The 14,188-nt window shown below is 59.0% G+C and carries 14 protein-coding genes and 1 pseudogene; 7 read left to right on the top strand and 8 right to left on the bottom strand.

All coding sequences use genetic code 11. The features are described 5' to 3' along the window. Positions 1 to 288: 288 nt before the first annotated feature. Positions 289 to 459, bottom strand: a pseudogene (locus tag C9I57_RS03995) (VapC toxin family PIN domain ribonuclease); the annotation flags it as partial. A 138-nt stretch (positions 460 to 597) separates the two neighbouring features. Between C9I57_RS03995 and C9I57_RS03990 the strand changes: the two are divergent. The 3 genes from C9I57_RS03990 to C9I57_RS03980 all read left to right on the top strand — a co-directional run bounded on the left by C9I57_RS03990 (position 598) and on the right by C9I57_RS03980 (position 2,657). Continuing rightward, positions 598 to 1,020: a type II toxin-antitoxin system VapC family toxin gene (locus C9I57_RS03990; RefSeq protein ID WP_107149371.1), complete on the top strand. Its 423-nt coding sequence runs from the start codon at positions 598 to 600 to the stop codon at positions 1,018 to 1,020. A gap of 269 nt (positions 1,021 to 1,289) precedes the next feature. Further along, complete coding sequence (locus tag C9I57_RS03985) at positions 1,290 to 1,853, top strand: hypothetical protein (protein ID WP_107149370.1); 564 nt, start codon at positions 1,290 to 1,292, stop codon at positions 1,851 to 1,853. 186 nt (positions 1,854 to 2,039) lie between these two features. Next, entirely contained in the window at positions 2,040 to 2,657 is a 618-nt protein-coding gene (locus tag C9I57_RS03980; protein WP_146166167.1) for a hypothetical protein, read from the top strand. A 477-nt stretch (positions 2,658 to 3,134) separates the two neighbouring features. On the opposite strand, the gene C9I57_RS03975 is transcribed toward C9I57_RS03980, so the two are convergent. After that, the gene (locus C9I57_RS03975; RefSeq protein ID WP_369008106.1) at positions 3,135 to 4,664 is read right to left on the bottom strand and encodes an ABC transporter substrate-binding protein; all 1,530 of its coding nucleotides are present in this window, start codon (positions 4,662 to 4,664) and stop codon (positions 3,135 to 3,137) included. A 345-nt stretch (positions 4,665 to 5,009) separates the two neighbouring features. On the opposite strand from C9I57_RS03975, the gene C9I57_RS03970 reads away from it, so the two are divergent. From C9I57_RS03970 to iolG, 3 genes are all read left to right on the top strand, one after another. After that, a complete protein-coding gene (locus C9I57_RS03970) occupies positions 5,010 to 6,029 on the top strand; it encodes a sugar ABC transporter substrate-binding protein (RefSeq protein ID WP_258187489.1) in 1,020 nt (339 codons plus the stop codon). Positions 6,030 to 6,106: 77 nt separating this feature from the next. Continuing rightward, positions 6,107 to 6,880 carry a TIM barrel protein gene (locus C9I57_RS03965; protein ID WP_107149366.1) on the top strand — a complete coding sequence of 258 codons (774 nt, stop codon included), beginning with the start codon at positions 6,107 to 6,109 and terminating at the stop codon, positions 6,878 to 6,880. A 119-nt stretch (positions 6,881 to 6,999) separates the two neighbouring features. Further along, a complete protein-coding gene (gene iolG, locus C9I57_RS03960; RefSeq protein WP_107149703.1) occupies positions 7,000 to 8,007 on the top strand; it encodes an inositol 2-dehydrogenase in 1,008 nt (335 codons plus the stop codon). Positions 8,008 to 8,171: 164 nt separating this feature from the next. Here the strand turns inward: iolG and C9I57_RS03955 are convergent, their stop codons facing one another. Continuing rightward, on the bottom strand, positions 8,172 to 8,969 hold the full coding sequence (locus C9I57_RS03955; protein ID WP_369008105.1) for an NADPH-dependent F420 reductase: 798 nt from the start codon (positions 8,967 to 8,969) through the stop codon (positions 8,172 to 8,174). Between the two features lie 50 nt (positions 8,970 to 9,019). Between C9I57_RS03955 and C9I57_RS03950 the strand changes: the two genes are divergently transcribed. Next, complete coding sequence (locus C9I57_RS03950) at positions 9,020 to 9,406, top strand: winged helix-turn-helix transcriptional regulator (RefSeq protein WP_107149365.1); 387 nt, start codon at positions 9,020 to 9,022, stop codon at positions 9,404 to 9,406. Positions 9,407 to 9,431: 25 nt separating this feature from the next. Here the strand turns inward: C9I57_RS03950 and C9I57_RS03945 are convergent, their stop codons facing one another. The 5 genes from C9I57_RS03945 to C9I57_RS03925 all read right to left on the bottom strand — a co-directional run bounded on the left by C9I57_RS03945 (position 9,432) and on the right by C9I57_RS03925 (position 13,577). Next, a complete protein-coding gene (locus tag C9I57_RS03945) occupies positions 9,432 to 10,382 on the bottom strand; it encodes an alpha/beta hydrolase (protein WP_107149364.1) in 951 nt (316 codons plus the stop codon). A 23-nt stretch (positions 10,383 to 10,405) separates the two neighbouring features. Next, positions 10,406 to 10,804, bottom strand: coding sequence for a nuclear transport factor 2 family protein (locus C9I57_RS03940; protein WP_026229272.1), 399 nt, complete (start codon positions 10,802 to 10,804; stop codon positions 10,406 to 10,408). A gap of 66 nt (positions 10,805 to 10,870) precedes the next feature. Beyond that, complete coding sequence (locus C9I57_RS03935; RefSeq protein WP_107149362.1) at positions 10,871 to 11,662, bottom strand: enoyl-CoA hydratase/isomerase family protein; 792 nt, start codon at positions 11,660 to 11,662, stop codon at positions 10,871 to 10,873. Between the two features lie 121 nt (positions 11,663 to 11,783). Continuing rightward, positions 11,784 to 12,641 carry a MaoC/PaaZ C-terminal domain-containing protein gene (locus tag C9I57_RS03930; protein WP_107149361.1) on the bottom strand — a complete coding sequence of 286 codons (858 nt, stop codon included), beginning with the start codon at positions 12,639 to 12,641 and terminating at the stop codon, positions 11,784 to 11,786. Between the two features lie 21 nt (positions 12,642 to 12,662). Next, on the bottom strand, positions 12,663 to 13,577 hold the full coding sequence (locus tag C9I57_RS03925; RefSeq protein WP_107149360.1) for an SDR family NAD(P)-dependent oxidoreductase: 915 nt from the start codon (positions 13,575 to 13,577) through the stop codon (positions 12,663 to 12,665). Positions 13,578 to 14,188: the final 611 nt, after the last annotated feature.

Raw genomic sequence — 14,188 nt, 5'->3', positions numbered from 1 at the left:
GCGCGGACGTTATATCAGGCCGCGCAGCCGGAAGCGTGCAGCATGCCGATGGAAGTTGAGTGGATCGGTCAACGTCTCTTGGATCGGAAATGCCGCAGCAACGCGTTGCCGTCTAGGAGGCCGAGTTAAAAAGTCACGTTTAGTCGTGTGGCACATAACGAGAAGAATGCCCACTAGCGTAGTGAGCTAGAAAATTCTCTGACAAACACCGTACCAAGGTCGCTCGGCCGTACACAAATTCCGGCGATACACGGCACGTACACACCGCGCTTCAACTGATTGGGCAGATCAGGTCGTGGGGATCCAGGGATTAATAAGCTGCAGTCCGCCCGCTTCGTAGCGCGAGGCATCGCGGGACGCGACGATGAATCCTCGCGAGGCGGCAATCGCGGCGATATAGCCGTCCGGCGTTGGGAAGCCGCGCCCGCTCTTTCTTGCCGTCGCTGCCAGTTCGGCATAGTGCTCAATCAACCCGCCCGAGCGGGCTGCGACACTTCGCGACGCCTTCGAGCGCATCCCTAAAATGTCGCCCGACGCTGCCGATCGGTACATGGCTGATATCCGAAATGCTGACTTCGACGACGAGGTGCGTGATCCGTGGCAGAAGTAATCGTCGATACATGTGTCTGGATCGATCTCAGTAAAGGCGCTCTCGACGCTGAAGCGCTCTACAACGTCGCTGGCTCCCAATTGGTCCATGTCTCCGCGATCTCGCTTGGCGAATTGGAATTCGGCGCACAACTTGCAGGCGACGTCCGCGAGCGAGCACAGCGCACTGCATTTCTGCGTGCCATCGAACGGATGTCGGTGCTTGCAGTGACACGAGAGACCGCTCGATCATTCGGACTGCTCGCGACCATGATGAAGGCGGCGGGCCCTAGCCCACGCCCGCGTTATAACGATCTCTGGATCGCTGCTCAGGCTCATGAACATCATCTGCCGCTGCTCACTAGCAACCCAGATGATTTCCGCGCACTAGACATGATCGAAATCATCGAAGCCCCGAAGAGGGCTCATTGAATGCAGGCGTCGCGAGTACGTTTGTGCTAGCGAACCGTCACATTGCTGGTGGCCAGCTTTCTACTGGCGCTGCTGGTCACATGGCCGATTGCGCGGATCGAAGGCAGGCTCCGACGGCGGCGTGCCATGCGGAGCTAAGAAGCGCAGCATGGCAAGCGGGAGAGGGTCGTGTGATTTCGATCCTGCGCCGGTTTGCACCCAGGCGAGCGAAGCCCGTTAAAATGCGCCGTCGACAATCGCATGGCGGAACATGTCCGCCGAAGATTTTCATGAGACGCCTCGTGCGCGCGGTACCCGTGCTTCTGCTCTCGGCCTCGGTCCGGCTGTACGCAGCTGATCTGCCTGCCGATGTCGCCTCGCAGCTACCGTCCGGTTTCGAGCCGATGGTCTTCGAGCCAGGCCCTCTGATCGATGGCGGGCGGCACACGTGGCTCGTCGTTGTCCACCGGCACAAGGATACGGCGGATACGCCCTCGGCACGCCCCTTCCTGATTTTCGAGGAAAAAGCCGACGGTACCTACAAGCTCGCCGCGCGCAATGACGCGGTCGTGCTGCGCGCCGACGACGGCGGCCAGTGTGACCCGTTTGAAGACGGTGATAACGGAATCGCCGTCAAAGGCAACTATTTCACCGTGCAAAACGGTGTCGCGTGCGGTGCCCATTGGACCGATTTCATAACGTTCCGCTACGCGCCTCAGCGCCACGCCTGGTTGTTTCACAGCGATATCTTCGACTCCTTCGATCCACTCGGCAACACGCCGGACACAACCCGGATGACACGTGAAAATCCCGAGAAACCTGTCACATTCGAGGCTTGGCCCCCTGAACACTGACGTTTTGCCATCGGGAGGTGGGAGGGTCGTCCGCCGGCTGCACCGATGCGGACTACCTCAACGCATCCGGCAAACATCTACGTACCTCGCACGCGCACTTGAACAGAACATGGGCGTCTTGTGACAGAGGCGATTACGATCCATCAACTGTGACCGGAAATATCACGTCTCGGACGCCGCAAAGACATGTTCACGTTTGTTCGAAAATCGCTCCACGCCTCGTCCCGGCTGGTGGTCTTCCTGATGCTGATGTTTTTGGGACTGCTCAGCTTCGGCGGCGGCTGTTCCGGATTTTTTAATGGTGCTCTATTACTGCAGGCTCGCAACTGGCCGATCACCGAAGCACGGCTTGAACGTTGCGACCCAAGTTTGTCTCAGCGAAAGAACGGAGAGTATTACTGGCGGCTTTACGCCACTTGGAAGTATGGCGATGGCATGAAACGGGGATACAGCGATCTCTGGTCACCTAACGACGCCCCCACTTATCCTGCCTCGTCTGATTCAGCCGTCGTCGACGCTCATGATCGATCCGCGATCATCGCACGTTATTGCAGTTCACTCGCGTTGACCCAGTTGCGCGCGTCACCCACTCATCCGTCGTGGGCCGTCCGCAATGACGCCGTCGAGCGCGGTGAATGGAAGCGCGAGCTCTCGATGGGCATAGCGGCAATTTTCCTTGGTTTGTTCCTGATGAGTTTCTCGCTCCTCGTTCTGCTTGTTGATGAGCGGAAGGATCCGCGCTACCCAAATACGATCAAGAGGTGCTTTCTGAAGGTCAGGGAGTTGGTCGTGAAAGCGCGTTGAAACCCGATGGGGGATTTCGTCTGCCGCTCGCGACCTTGCCGCTGCGTGGTGGGCTTAGGAGGAAGAGCGTGCTCAGTCGACGGCCTACAGTGCATTTCCCCGAACTCGAACTTTCATGTACTCAAAAACGTACTCATTCGACGTTGGCTTGTCGTAGGACGCGATTTCTTTCAGGCGTCCCAAAAGCAAAAAGCCCGCAATAGCGGGCTTCATCGCGAACATCATCCAGCAAACTGATCTCTGGATCTAATTTCCTGGTGCCAGGAGAGGACCCTCATAGAATAGATAGTGCATTGATAATAAAGACAAAATGTTCCGTGTTTGCGGAATCGTGTACTCATTAATGTACTCAACGGCGACACGCTGGAATTTTCGTCGGATCGTTGCGAAAGCGCCACGTTCAGGCGACCGGGCTAGGTTGGCGCGGCAGGTTATAACTATCTGCCAAAAGGGCCGACAACCAGAACACAAGAGCCATCATTCCTGACCGTGATGCTCGACACCGCCGCGGCCGTCGCCTACCCGGGCAAGGTCATCCTGCAATCGGGAAATGCCCGTCCGCAAGTCGCCATCGCCTCCGAACAGAAGCCGCTCGAGGTGGTTGCCGAGCACCTCGGTGAAGTCGTGATAGCGACGAGTCGGTGCGTAGGGAAACGACGAAACCAGTCTGGTCCCCGCGAGTTGATCCATGACTGCAATGACGCGGTTGCGCTGCAGAACGTATCGGTCTTCTGCAACGGAATGGCGTGCGTTTCCGGCTGCGCCATGCAGCACGAAGTACTTCATCAGTTCGGGAGAGGTCAGTGTCTCTATCGCCTGCCACGCACGCTCGGTAGCGCGTGCTCCGTTCCGCAATGGGATCGCGAGCAGCGCTCCGCCAAGCGGCGATATGGGCGTCATGTCGCGCGTTATCGTGGGATGGGACTGCAGTCCGATACGGCCGCCTTTCTGCAACAGCATGTGACTGTCGAGGAGGCCGTAGCGATTCGACCAGTGGTAGCACATCGCTGCCTTGCCGCCTCCGAACGTCTTTGCATTGCGCGTCCAGTCCATGCTGCGAAGATTGGGCGGCGACCACGGAATTAGCGCGCACAGATACTCGATTACGTTTCGCCCGCCTTCATTGTCGACGAGCAGCACGCCTCGTTCGTCGTAGATCATCTGTCCTTGCGCGCCGAGAATCTGCAGGAACGATTCGGCAAGTGGCAGCCCCGGCGCCGCATTCCACGTGATGCCCGCGCGTTCGAGACTCGGGCGATGCAGACGGCTCGCGCAGCGGATCACGTCGTCGAAGGTCCTCGGCGGGTCGAGTCCTTCCGCTTCGAAAAGATCGCGGCGATACCAGAGAAAATTAAGCGTCGGCTGCAGGGGGATCGCATAAAGCTGCCCGTCGACCCAGCCCGCCTGCCAGACGGTATCGTAGAAATCGGCCCCTGAAAAGCTTCCGCCTGCCTGCAACGACTGCAGCTCGCACAGACGGCCGTCTCCGCAAAGTTCCGCTAGCCATGGAAACGGAATCGCGACTAGCACGGGCGCGTTGGCGTCCCGTTGGCTCGTGTCGTCGAGCGTGAGATCGAGTATTCGGCGATACGCGTGCTGCGGCCAGGTGAGCACCCGCAGGCGATGGCCGAGAAAACGCTCGATGTCCGGACGGTTGCGCTTGAGGATGTCGAATACCGGGTCCTCGTACGCGACGAGCGTCAACTCTATCTTGTCGTCAAAACCCTCAGCGGCGGCACGCGGCCAGGCGATTTCCGAGGCAGGCGCGAGTGTCGCGGCATCGAAGCGATCGAACGATGATGTATCGCTTGCGCTGATGATGAGCCGTACGGTGTGCTCGGTGATCCGGTCGAAACGGGCGAGCAGCGCCGTCGAGGGCGTGATACAGGTGCGATTGCCGCTTCCCGGCAGCGCGCGAAATTGCAGCCATCCTTTCGCCTTCAGCGCGAACACGATCCGGCGCGCACTCGTGCGTGCCAACCCGGACCGATCGGCGAGCGCTGTGATGGTCGTGTCCTTGCCGTCTAGGTGAGTTCTGAAGGAGCGCGGCGAGGACCGGCCATAGCGTAGAAGCGTCCGCGCCGAGCTCGGCCCGCAGGAGGTCAGCCAGCGTATTCACGACAGCGAGCGTCGCTCGACGGTCACGTGCATGCATGGAGTCCCCTTTCCGATCGCCGTCAGTGTAGCAGCGACGGCCGCCGGAATGCGCGTAAATTCCTGGTCAACCAATTGATTACATTAAGCATAACCAAAATGGACATTGAGCGATGCGGGCCTTTGCCGGATGCCGGCATACGATGCAATCACGCCATGCCTTGACGGCCGGCAACGACACCAAAAATGGAGACGACGATGAAACGACTGTTCCGCCTCATGGCCGCGGCGGCGTGGCTGCTGTGCAGTGTCCACGCGCTGGCCGCCGGCCTCAGGTTTGTCGTGGTGACCCACGCCCCCGACGGCGATCCGTTCTGGAACGTCGTGAAGAATGGCATCGCGGACGCACAGCATGATTTCGGCGTGACGGTCGACTACCGCAACCCGGCCAACGGCGATCTCGCAGAAATGACACGTTTGCTCGAGCAGGCCGGAGCGCGTCACTATGATGGCGTCGCCACGACGATTGCCGACTTCGACGTCATTCAGCGGCCAGTGAAAACGATCGTGGAGAAGGGCGATCTCGTCATCACGTTCAACTCGGGAACGGAGCAGCAGAGCCGCCAGCTCGGTGCGCTGCTGCATGTCGGGCAGCCCGAATACGAAGCGGGCAAAGAGGCGGGCGAGCGCGCCAAGGCGGCGGGTGTGAAGCGCTTTCTGTGCGTCAACAACAACGCAACCAATCCGCTTTCGTTCGAACGATGCCGCGGCTTCGGTGACGCAATCGGTGTGGACTTCAAAAAAGCCACGCTCGATTCCGGCAACGATCCGATTGAAGTCGAAAACAAGGTGTTCGCGGCGCTTCACGCGCATCCGGAAACGCAGGCTGTGCTCGCGCTCGGCCCAACGTCGGCGGTGCCTTCGCTGCGCGCGATCCAAAAGCTCGGCCTTGCCGGCAAGATCTACTTCGCGACGTTTGACCTCACGCCGGAAGTCGATCAAGCGATCCAAGCCGGTACCGCCGCGTTCGCGATCGACCAGCAGCCCTATCTGCAGGGCTATATCCCGGTTGCGTTGCTCGCCATCATGAAGCGCGACCACACGCGCGATGTCGCCAAAGCCTGCGCTGCGCTCAAGGCCGATCCGAATTTCGAGCAACGTGTGCGGATGTACGGACTGGCGCCGCATTTCGTCAGCAACGGAGTGGACACGGGCCCGGGATTTGTGACCCGCACGAACGTTGCGCTCGTCGAAAAATACGCCGGCAAATACCGCTGATCGGCTCACGACCGTGGCCAGCCGGTGGTCGCCCACTGGCCGCTCCCCTTCCACGCAGTCTATCCAAAGGATGTTTTATGTTTCAACTAGCCGTATGCGCGGAAATGGTGTTTCGCGAGCTCCCGTTCGTCGAGCGTGTTCGCGCAATTGCTCGACTGGACTTTCAAGTCGAGATTTGGGACTGGACGAAGCACGACATTGACGCGCTCGTTGAGACCGGCGCGGTGTTTTCGTCGATGACAGGCTATACCAGCGGCGACCTTGTCACGAGGCAGGGTGCGGCGCAATTGCTCGAGACTGCCGAGCAGTCCATCGAGGTCGCGAAGCGGTTGCGCTGCCCGCGCCTGAATCTGCATGGCACCGGACTAGGCCCGCAGGGATTGCCGATTGAGCCGGCCGCGGCAACGACCGGCGAGATGTGGCTGGCGGCATATCGCACCCTGAGTGACGTTGCGCAGCTCGGGCGGCGTGCGGGCGTCACGTTTTGTCTCGAGAATCTGAATACCGAGGTCGATCATCCGGGCGTGCCGTTCGCACGCGCCGCAGATACGCTCGCGCTCGTCGCGGCGGTGGATAGCCCGTATCTGCGGCTCAACCTCGATCTGTATCACGCGCAGATCGGCGAGGGCAATTTGATCGAACTCGTGCGGCGCGCATTGCCGTACGTCGGCGAGATTCAGGTGGCGGACGTACCCGGTCGCTGCGAGCCGGGCACCGGCGAGATCCACTATCCGGCGATCGCACGGGCGTTGGCCGAAGCCGGCTATCGAGGCACGGTCGCGCTCGAGGCTTGGGCAAGCGGCAGCGACGAGCTGTCGCTGCAGCGGTTCCGGGACGCATTCGCCGTGTGAAGCAACGCCAGCTGCCCAAAGAGCGCGTTTCTTCCAGTTATATATATATCGAACTCCTAATCATCAAATACGGAGTGCAACAGCTCCGACGCATTCCAATCATCGCCGAGGTCGTTCATATGTTGAAAATTGCACTGCTGGGGGCTGGCCGGATCGGCCAGGTACACGCCCGATCGATCGCTGCCCATCGGGATAGCCAACTCGTTGCCGTAGCCGATATCGTTGCTGGTGCGGCAAGTAAGCTTGCCGCCGAGTACGACGCACAGGCTCGCTCGGTCGACGACATCCTTGCCGACTCGACGATCGACGCCGTGCTGATCGCAACGTCGACGGACACGCATGCAGACCTGATCGAGCGTGCGGCGGCAGCGGGAAAGGCCGTGCTATGCGAGAAACCCGTTGACTTGTCGGTCGAACGCGCGCTGGCGTGTCAGGCGAGCGTGAACCGCACCGGCGCCACGGTCATGATCGGCTTCAACCGGCGTTTCGATTCGAACTTCAGTGCGTTGAAAACCGCGCTGGATGCGGGGGAAATCGGCAAGGCCGAGCTGTTGACGATCACGTCGTTCGATCCGGCGCCGCCGCCGTTGTCGTATATCAAGGTATCGGGCGGCCTCTATCGGGATATGATGATCCACGACTTCGACACGGCCTGTTGGTTGATGGGCGGTGCACCGGCGCGAATTTTCGCCAGCGGGGCAGCGCTCGTCGACGCGCAGATCGGTTCAGCGGGTGATGTCGATACCGCTGTCGCGACGTTGTCCTGGGCGGACGGGCGGGTCGCCGTGATCAAGAATTCGCGCCGCGCCGGCTACGGCTACGATCAGCGCATCGAACTGCTCGGCTCGGGTGGGCTGCTCGCAGCGCAGAACGTGCTTGAAAATACGGTTGAAAGGATCAGCGACGCGGGGACGCTCTCGGCCAAGCCGGTCTACTTCTTCCTCGACCGTTATCTGCGTGCATACGAAGCGGAGTGGCGTGCCTTCGTCGATGCAGTGAGAGGGGGAACGCGCGCCGCCGTGACGCTGGCGGATGGCGTGCTGGCCCTTGCTTGCGCGGAAGCTGCCGCGCGGTCAGCGCAGTGCGGCAAAACTGAGTCGATTGCGCCGGACCTGCGTGGCACGTGACACAGTGTTGCCGGCGCAATGGTTTCTCCACATTGAACCGGGCATGGCCAAAACGGTTTGCCGAGGGTACACACGAATCACCAAGTGGAATACCGGCCTGCCGTAGCAATCGCGGGTTAGGGTAACAGCCCGGCCCGCGAGCGGAGGCGAGGGCCGGTTCGCCGCTACTTCAACGGACTCAGCGAACGGTTCATTGCGACCACGTCCTCGTGGCTGGGGTTTGCCCCCAGCTTCGCAAAATGCTCTGGCATCTGGTCACGCTTCTCTGCGGCTTGCCCTTTGATTGCAGCGGCGAGTGCTCGGCGCATTGTTTCCGCATCATAGTCGCAGCAATACGCTGGCGTGGAGGGCTGTTGGCGCCACGAACCCTCGAGTGAGCCCGCATCGATCGGGTCAAAACCAGCCTGGTTGACGAGTGACATAACGATCTGCTTCGATCGAGGGTCGTCCCCGGCGACGGCCATGGCTAAACGGCCCGGATGGCCTTCCGGCAGCCCAAGCTTCTGGAGCGAGTACGCCAACACATTGTTGAACGCCTTGATCACGGGCCGCCCGAGTTGCCTGGAAACCCAAACGCTTTCCGTCATCCCGTCGTCAATCTCGGGAATCCGGGCGTCACGAAGGCCCGGATAGTAATTGCTGGTGTCGACAACGGGTACGTTCTGCGGCACGGCATCGAACAGACCGGACGGAAGTTCGCTCATTGCTGGCAGCGGGATGGAAAGGACGACGACGTCGACGCCAGCGACGGCCCCGTATAGATCCGCCGCTTTTGCGCCGATCTCGTCAGCAAATTTGCGCACACCTTCCACGCCATCTGCGTTTGCGACACATACCTCATGCCCTCCGGCTTTCATCTTGCGTGCGATGGTGCCGCCAATGTTACCGGTTCCGATGATTCCAATCTTCACGAGAACTCCTTGAGTTTCTACGTTGGTGAACTGCGATTTTAGGTTGTTCATGTCATAATCGTAAGTACACACCAAAAAGTAAGTGACTAATCGGCATAGATATGGCGACAGATCGGGACTGGGGCTGCAACGATCCGCAGAAGAGAATCGAATGGGCTGCTGCGACCACAGAGGCTCTGCGGGTCCTCGAAGGGAAATGGAAGATCATCATCCTGTGTCAACTCTTTGCTGCAAAAGGTCCTTTGCGGTTTTCGGAGTTGGAGCGGTTGATCGAAGGCGTCAACCAGAAGATGCTGATTCAGCAGCTCCGGCAGTTGGAAAAAGACGGCATCGTCTGGCGGACGGTACATCCGCAGGTGCCGCCGAAGGTGATGTATGAACTAACAGAAAGCGGCTTTGCACTGGGGCCCTCGATTGCGTCGTTAATCGAATGGGCGGAATCGAGGCGCGAACATGCGGCTGAACCTCCCCGCGACGCCAATGCGTGATTGTCGACCAAGGGGAGTGGGGTGGTCATTGCCAGACGGTGGGCGCGGGTGACGCCTGAACGATCATTGTGACGAAGTCGGCAATGTCCTCCATTGCGCTAACGGAGTGATGCAAGCCCCCGTCCATCGTGAGAAACCCGTGGATCGTGCCGTCGTAACGCTTGACGCGCGTGGGCACGCTGGCTTGGGAAAGCCTTTGCGCATATTGCTCACCCTCTGCGCATAGCAAGTCATATTCGGCAGTAAGCACGAACGCCGGCGGCAGGTTGCGCAGATCATCAGCATACAAAGGCGCGAACCGCGGGTCTCGCCGCTGTGTTTTCGCCGGGATATATTGGTCGAAAAACCATGCGATCTCATCTCGAGTCAGAAACGGTGGCTCGAACTTACGCATAGATTCGGAATCGATGTCGCCGGCGACGCTCGGATAGACGAGAACCTGCGCGGAGATTGTCGGTCCCGCGGCATCTCGAGCAAGTTGCGACACTACTGCGGCAAGGTTACCGCCCGCACTATCGCCCGCCACGATGACCGGCACCGTCTTCCCAGCGATGCCTTCGATGTTGTTTGCCGCCCAGCACAACGCAGCATAAGCATCGTCAACAGCGGCGGGAAACGGGTGTTCAGGAGCGAGCCGGTAGTCGACCGAGATGATCGCGCAGTTTGTGCGAGTGGTCAGTTTTCGGAGGACCGCATCGTAGTCCTCAAGCGTCCCTACGGTCCAGCCCCCACCGTGGTAATAAACCATTAGCGCGGAAGGCTGCTCGCAAGGCAGGTACCTCTTGACGGCAATTGCCCTGTTTGCGGCGGGCACAGTGCACTCTTTGACGCTACAAAGCTCAGGCCCATGCAGTGCGCGAGCGCTGAGGGTCCGCGTGAGCTCTCGAAGCGCGGCGACAGAAATGCTGCCGACCTTTGGTACACCGGCGGCGGCCATGGCGTCGAGAAGTTCTTGCACACGAGGATCAACCGGCATGGATTTCTCCTTCAAAGATTTTGCTAGACCGGAATCTGCATCGGATCCATGTATTCGCGAATGGACGACACCTTGTTATCGCGAATCTGAACCAGGAAGTGGTACCGATTGCGATACGTTCGGCCATCGTGCCACTCGCCTTCCGCTTCCAACTCAACGGCGACTCGATCACCTTCTGCAGTGAGGCCAAGCACTCGGTGCTCCATTCCGTTCGGTAACACTCGATGCATATTGGTCATCATGCGACGCGTTCGTGCAGCATCCTTGGGGCCCGCGACCTTTACGCGCTCAGGGTCGCCGATGACCCACCAGGTTGCATCATCGGTGAGCAACGAGATCGCTTCCTGCATTTTCATTTCGAAGGCAAGTGCAAGGAAACGAAGTGCTGTTTGTTTGTTTGCATCAAGCTCATTACTGGGCATGTTGTTCGACGCTCGCAGATATATGTTGCGGGGGCTCGACAGAAGGCATACCGTCTGCATTAACATTCAGTCGAAGTTGCTACGTTGCTTTCCCAACGCTGCCTCGACGCCCTTGCGCAAGTCGTCAGTGGCGGCACAGTGAGCAATTGCCGTCGCTTCCTGAGCCAACTGGTCGTCAAAACTGCCGTAGGCAGCACGGTTGAGAAGAGCCTTTGTTTTGGCCATGGCGGTGGCGGGCCCTGCGGCTAGGCGCCGCGCTAGCTTTTGGGTTGCGTCCAGTAGCTCCGATTCACTTACTACTTGCGTGACAATGCCTAACTCCATGGCCTGCCTTGCATCGAGCCGCTCTCCGAGGAGCGCGAGCCGCTTCGCGGCCTTTATGCCCATCGCTGCCGTAAGCATGCCACTCAGACCACAGTCCAACGACAAACCAACGAGCACGTGCGCGGCAATGAAATATGTGCTCTCGGCGCTGATGACGAAATCAGCCGCCAAGCATAGCGATAGCCCGGCGCCAGCCACCGCTCCACGCGTGGCAACGACGATCGGTTTCGGCGAGTCGAGTAAAACCTTGGGCAGCCGGTTGCCGATCAAGAGTTTTTGCTCGAAGGCATCGAATCGCCTTTCGGAGGAGAGGTACAGGAGCTCGCTGAAGCCTTTCAGGTCTCCACCAGCACAAAAGGCTTCACCTTCTGCCTGCATGACGATGCATTTGACCGCTGGGTCGGCGCTAGCCAAACGCACTTTATGAATCAGCTCGCTCGTGAGCTCGGGGTTTAAGGCATTGCGCGCCTCGGGACGATCCAACGTGATAGTTGCGACCCGTTCGTTGACAGCAAACTTGACGTATTCGAGCATGTTCAGTTCCTCTTTCGAACCGGAAGATCTGGCTGCAACGGCACTGGTTGCGATAGTGTTGAAGGTCTTCTTGCAGCCGGTAGCCTGTTGATCCGTAGCGTGCGGTCACAGCCGATCGAAATCACGCTGCTTCGACTTCGGCGCGCCCGTTGTTGAGCACGACCACATTGCGCTCCGCTACGCGCGACCTGAAACTGAAGAGTTCACTGTCTCGCCAAATTTCGGTAACGACTGTCTCCCCGGGGTAAACCGGCGCGGAGAAACGCAATTGCATTGCGCGTAGCCGTTCAGGGCGGTTGTCACAGCATGTTTGCAAAATGGCGCACGTGCCGACACCGAACGAGCATAGTCCGTGGAGGATAGGCCGCTCGAAACCTGCCTTCTTGGCTAGTTCAGGGTCGGCATGGATCGGGTTGTAGTCACCCGACAAGCGGTAGATAAGAGCGGCTTGGGGCAGCGTATCAACGGTACATTCAAAATCTGCCGGACGCTCCGGGATCGAGTGGACCGGTGGAGCGTTGGCAATGGTGCTCCCGCACCCCCCGTCTCCGCGCAAGACGTATGTGGAGGTGACTGTGCTGACGATGTCGTCGCGATCCTTTTCGCGCAGCTGCTTTTCGAGGTACAGCATGGCACCCTTGCCGGCCCCCTTATCGATGACTCCGCTGATGCGATAGGAGCCGACGTAAGTCTTCCCCGGTTCGAGCGGACGGTGAATCGTGAATGACTGTTCGCCGTGCAGAATCTTGACCCAGTCTACTTCCAGCTCAGGTTCCTTGAGCCAAGCCCCTGGATGGCTGATTACGTTAACCATGGATGGGAATACTTTTAGCCCATTCTCGTAAGTGAACTGCAGATGGTTCCTGTCACTGGGTGCTGCGCCGATACCTATGCCAAGCGAATAGAGAATGCAGTCCTGTGGGCTAATGTGCTGAGCAATCGGGGAAAACCGCTTGGCAAGTAATCTTTCGAGGTTCATAGGTCACTGTCCCTTCAGAGATCAGACTGGGTCCCAAGTGAACACATCGCGCGACCGGTCTAAGGGAAAGAACGATCCACTCAGCATCGGAATAGCGCGCTCGACACAACTCTCGACGGTCCATCCGTCGCCGGCGTGCGCCGTTCGGATAGGGCGAGGCTGCGAGAACAGATAAATTTCGTTGCTACGCACCCCGAATATCTGACCTGTGACGTCCTTTGCGCCGTCCGTAAGAAGCGCGCAGGTGAACGGCGCGATCTTGGCGGCTTCCATGCGCATGTTGATCTTCGTGCGCTCGATCCCCTCCGGAGTGTCGGTGGGAATGGTTCCTACCATGCGAGTGAAAGCGAACGGAGCGATACAGTTTGAGCGGACGTTGAATCGCTGCATGTCCAGCGCGATTGCCTTCGACATGCCCACGATGCCCATTTTGGCAGCGCAATAGTTGACTTGCCCAAAATTTCCAATCAAACCGGATGTGGAGGTCATGTGTACGAACGCGCCCCCTTCTTGAGCCTTGAAATGCGGGGCGGCGGCACGTGACATGTTCCAGCTACCCTTCAGATGCACTCGGATTACCGCATCGAAATCATCCTCGCTCATCTTGTGAAAGATGATGTCGCGGAGGTTGCCCGCGTTGTTCACAATGCCATCGAGACGTCCATATACGTCTATGGCTTGTTGCACGATTGCCTGCGCCGCATCCCACTCGGCCACACTATTCGTGTTGGCGGTCGCTATGCCGCCGAAGCTTTGAATCTCCTTTACTGTTTGGTGTGCTGGGCCGGTGTCGCTTCCCGAACCGTCGATGTTGACGCCGAGATCGTTGACGATAACGCTCGCGCCTTGGCGAGCCGCTTCAAGGGCAATGCATTTGCCGACGCCAGCTCCGGCGCCGGTGACGATGATGACTTTTCCTTCCAGAAGACGTTCCATAGGAAGATGCTCTCGACTTTAAGTTGCGGTTAGGCGGAAGCTCCCCGGAGTTAGGGGAGTCTTTGATAAATGTACTGCATGACGATAGTATGCTTCAATACTAAGTATGCAGCGCGACCTTGGAGGCGTCAACCACGAAGTTGATGTCATTCGCAGAGCTCGTTCGCCGGGGCGCCGCGGCGATGCGAGCTACCTCTATCGGAGGAGCCGCGCACGGTGCTATTGAAGGCGGCTCGCGCTTCCCAATCAGACATCGCCCGTAAGCGATCTTTTCAAGCCGTAGCCCGTCGCAATGCCTGCGCATTGGTCCACGTCGCACACATCGACCATCGCCCAACGATTGCAGATGCTTGCATATCGTCTGCAACCATACTATAGTCGGGTTGACAGTCGACCGCCGAGCTCGAGTACTCGTGAACCTCATGGTTTAGGTCGCGCAACCCGTTTCGCGCACTGCGATTAGTGTGATGCTCGGATCCGCGTGGATGACAACAGAAAGTAGTTGGTTTAGGAGCGACTTGGCGACGGAATTCGTCGGAAAGTTATCGTGGAGCGGCAAGGAGTTCGATCATGAGCAAGATTGGATGCATCGCGGCGGTTGATCGAGAAGG

Origin of the sequence: Trinickia symbiotica (assembly GCF_003028655.1) — a bacterium.
Lineage (GTDB): Bacteria > Pseudomonadota > Gammaproteobacteria > Burkholderiales > Burkholderiaceae > Trinickia > Trinickia symbiotica_A.
The sequence above is the reverse complement of the archived record's forward strand: the minus strand, read 5'-3'. Positions and strand labels throughout refer to the sequence as shown.

What these genes read in the sequence shown, in the direction of transcription:
- C9I57_RS03985 (WP_107149370.1), top strand. Translation starts at nt 1,290, where the DNA reads ATGAGACGCCTCGTGCGCGCGGTACCCGTGCTTCTGCTCTCGGCCTCG.
- C9I57_RS03980 (WP_146166167.1), top strand. Translation starts at nt 2,040, where the DNA reads ATGTTCACGTTTGTTCGAAAATCGCTCCACGCCTCGTCCCGGCTGGTG.
- C9I57_RS03970 (WP_258187489.1), top strand. Translation starts at nt 5,010, where the DNA reads ATGAAACGACTGTTCCGCCTCATGGCCGCGGCGGCGTGGCTGCTGTGC.
- C9I57_RS03965 (WP_107149366.1), top strand. Translation starts at nt 6,107, where the DNA reads ATGTTTCAACTAGCCGTATGCGCGGAAATGGTGTTTCGCGAGCTCCCG.
- iolG (WP_107149703.1), top strand. Translation starts at nt 7,000, where the DNA reads ATGTTGAAAATTGCACTGCTGGGGGCTGGCCGGATCGGCCAGGTACAC.
- C9I57_RS03955 (WP_369008105.1), bottom strand. Translation starts at nt 8,969, where the DNA reads ATGAACAACCTAAAATCGCAGTTCACCAACGTAGAAACTCAAGGAGTT.
- C9I57_RS03950 (WP_107149365.1), top strand. Translation starts at nt 9,020, where the DNA reads ATGGCGACAGATCGGGACTGGGGCTGCAACGATCCGCAGAAGAGAATC.
- C9I57_RS03945 (WP_107149364.1), bottom strand. Translation starts at nt 10,382, where the DNA reads ATGCCGGTTGATCCTCGTGTGCAAGAACTTCTCGACGCCATGGCCGCC.
- C9I57_RS03940 (WP_026229272.1), bottom strand. Translation starts at nt 10,804, where the DNA reads ATGCCCAGTAATGAGCTTGATGCAAACAAACAAACAGCACTTCGTTTC.
- C9I57_RS03935 (WP_107149362.1), bottom strand. Translation starts at nt 11,662, where the DNA reads ATGCTCGAATACGTCAAGTTTGCTGTCAACGAACGGGTCGCAACTATC.
- C9I57_RS03930 (WP_107149361.1), bottom strand. Translation starts at nt 12,641, where the DNA reads ATGAACCTCGAAAGATTACTTGCCAAGCGGTTTTCCCCGATTGCTCAG.
- C9I57_RS03925 (WP_107149360.1), bottom strand. Translation starts at nt 13,577, where the DNA reads ATGGAACGTCTTCTGGAAGGAAAAGTCATCATCGTCACCGGCGCCGGA.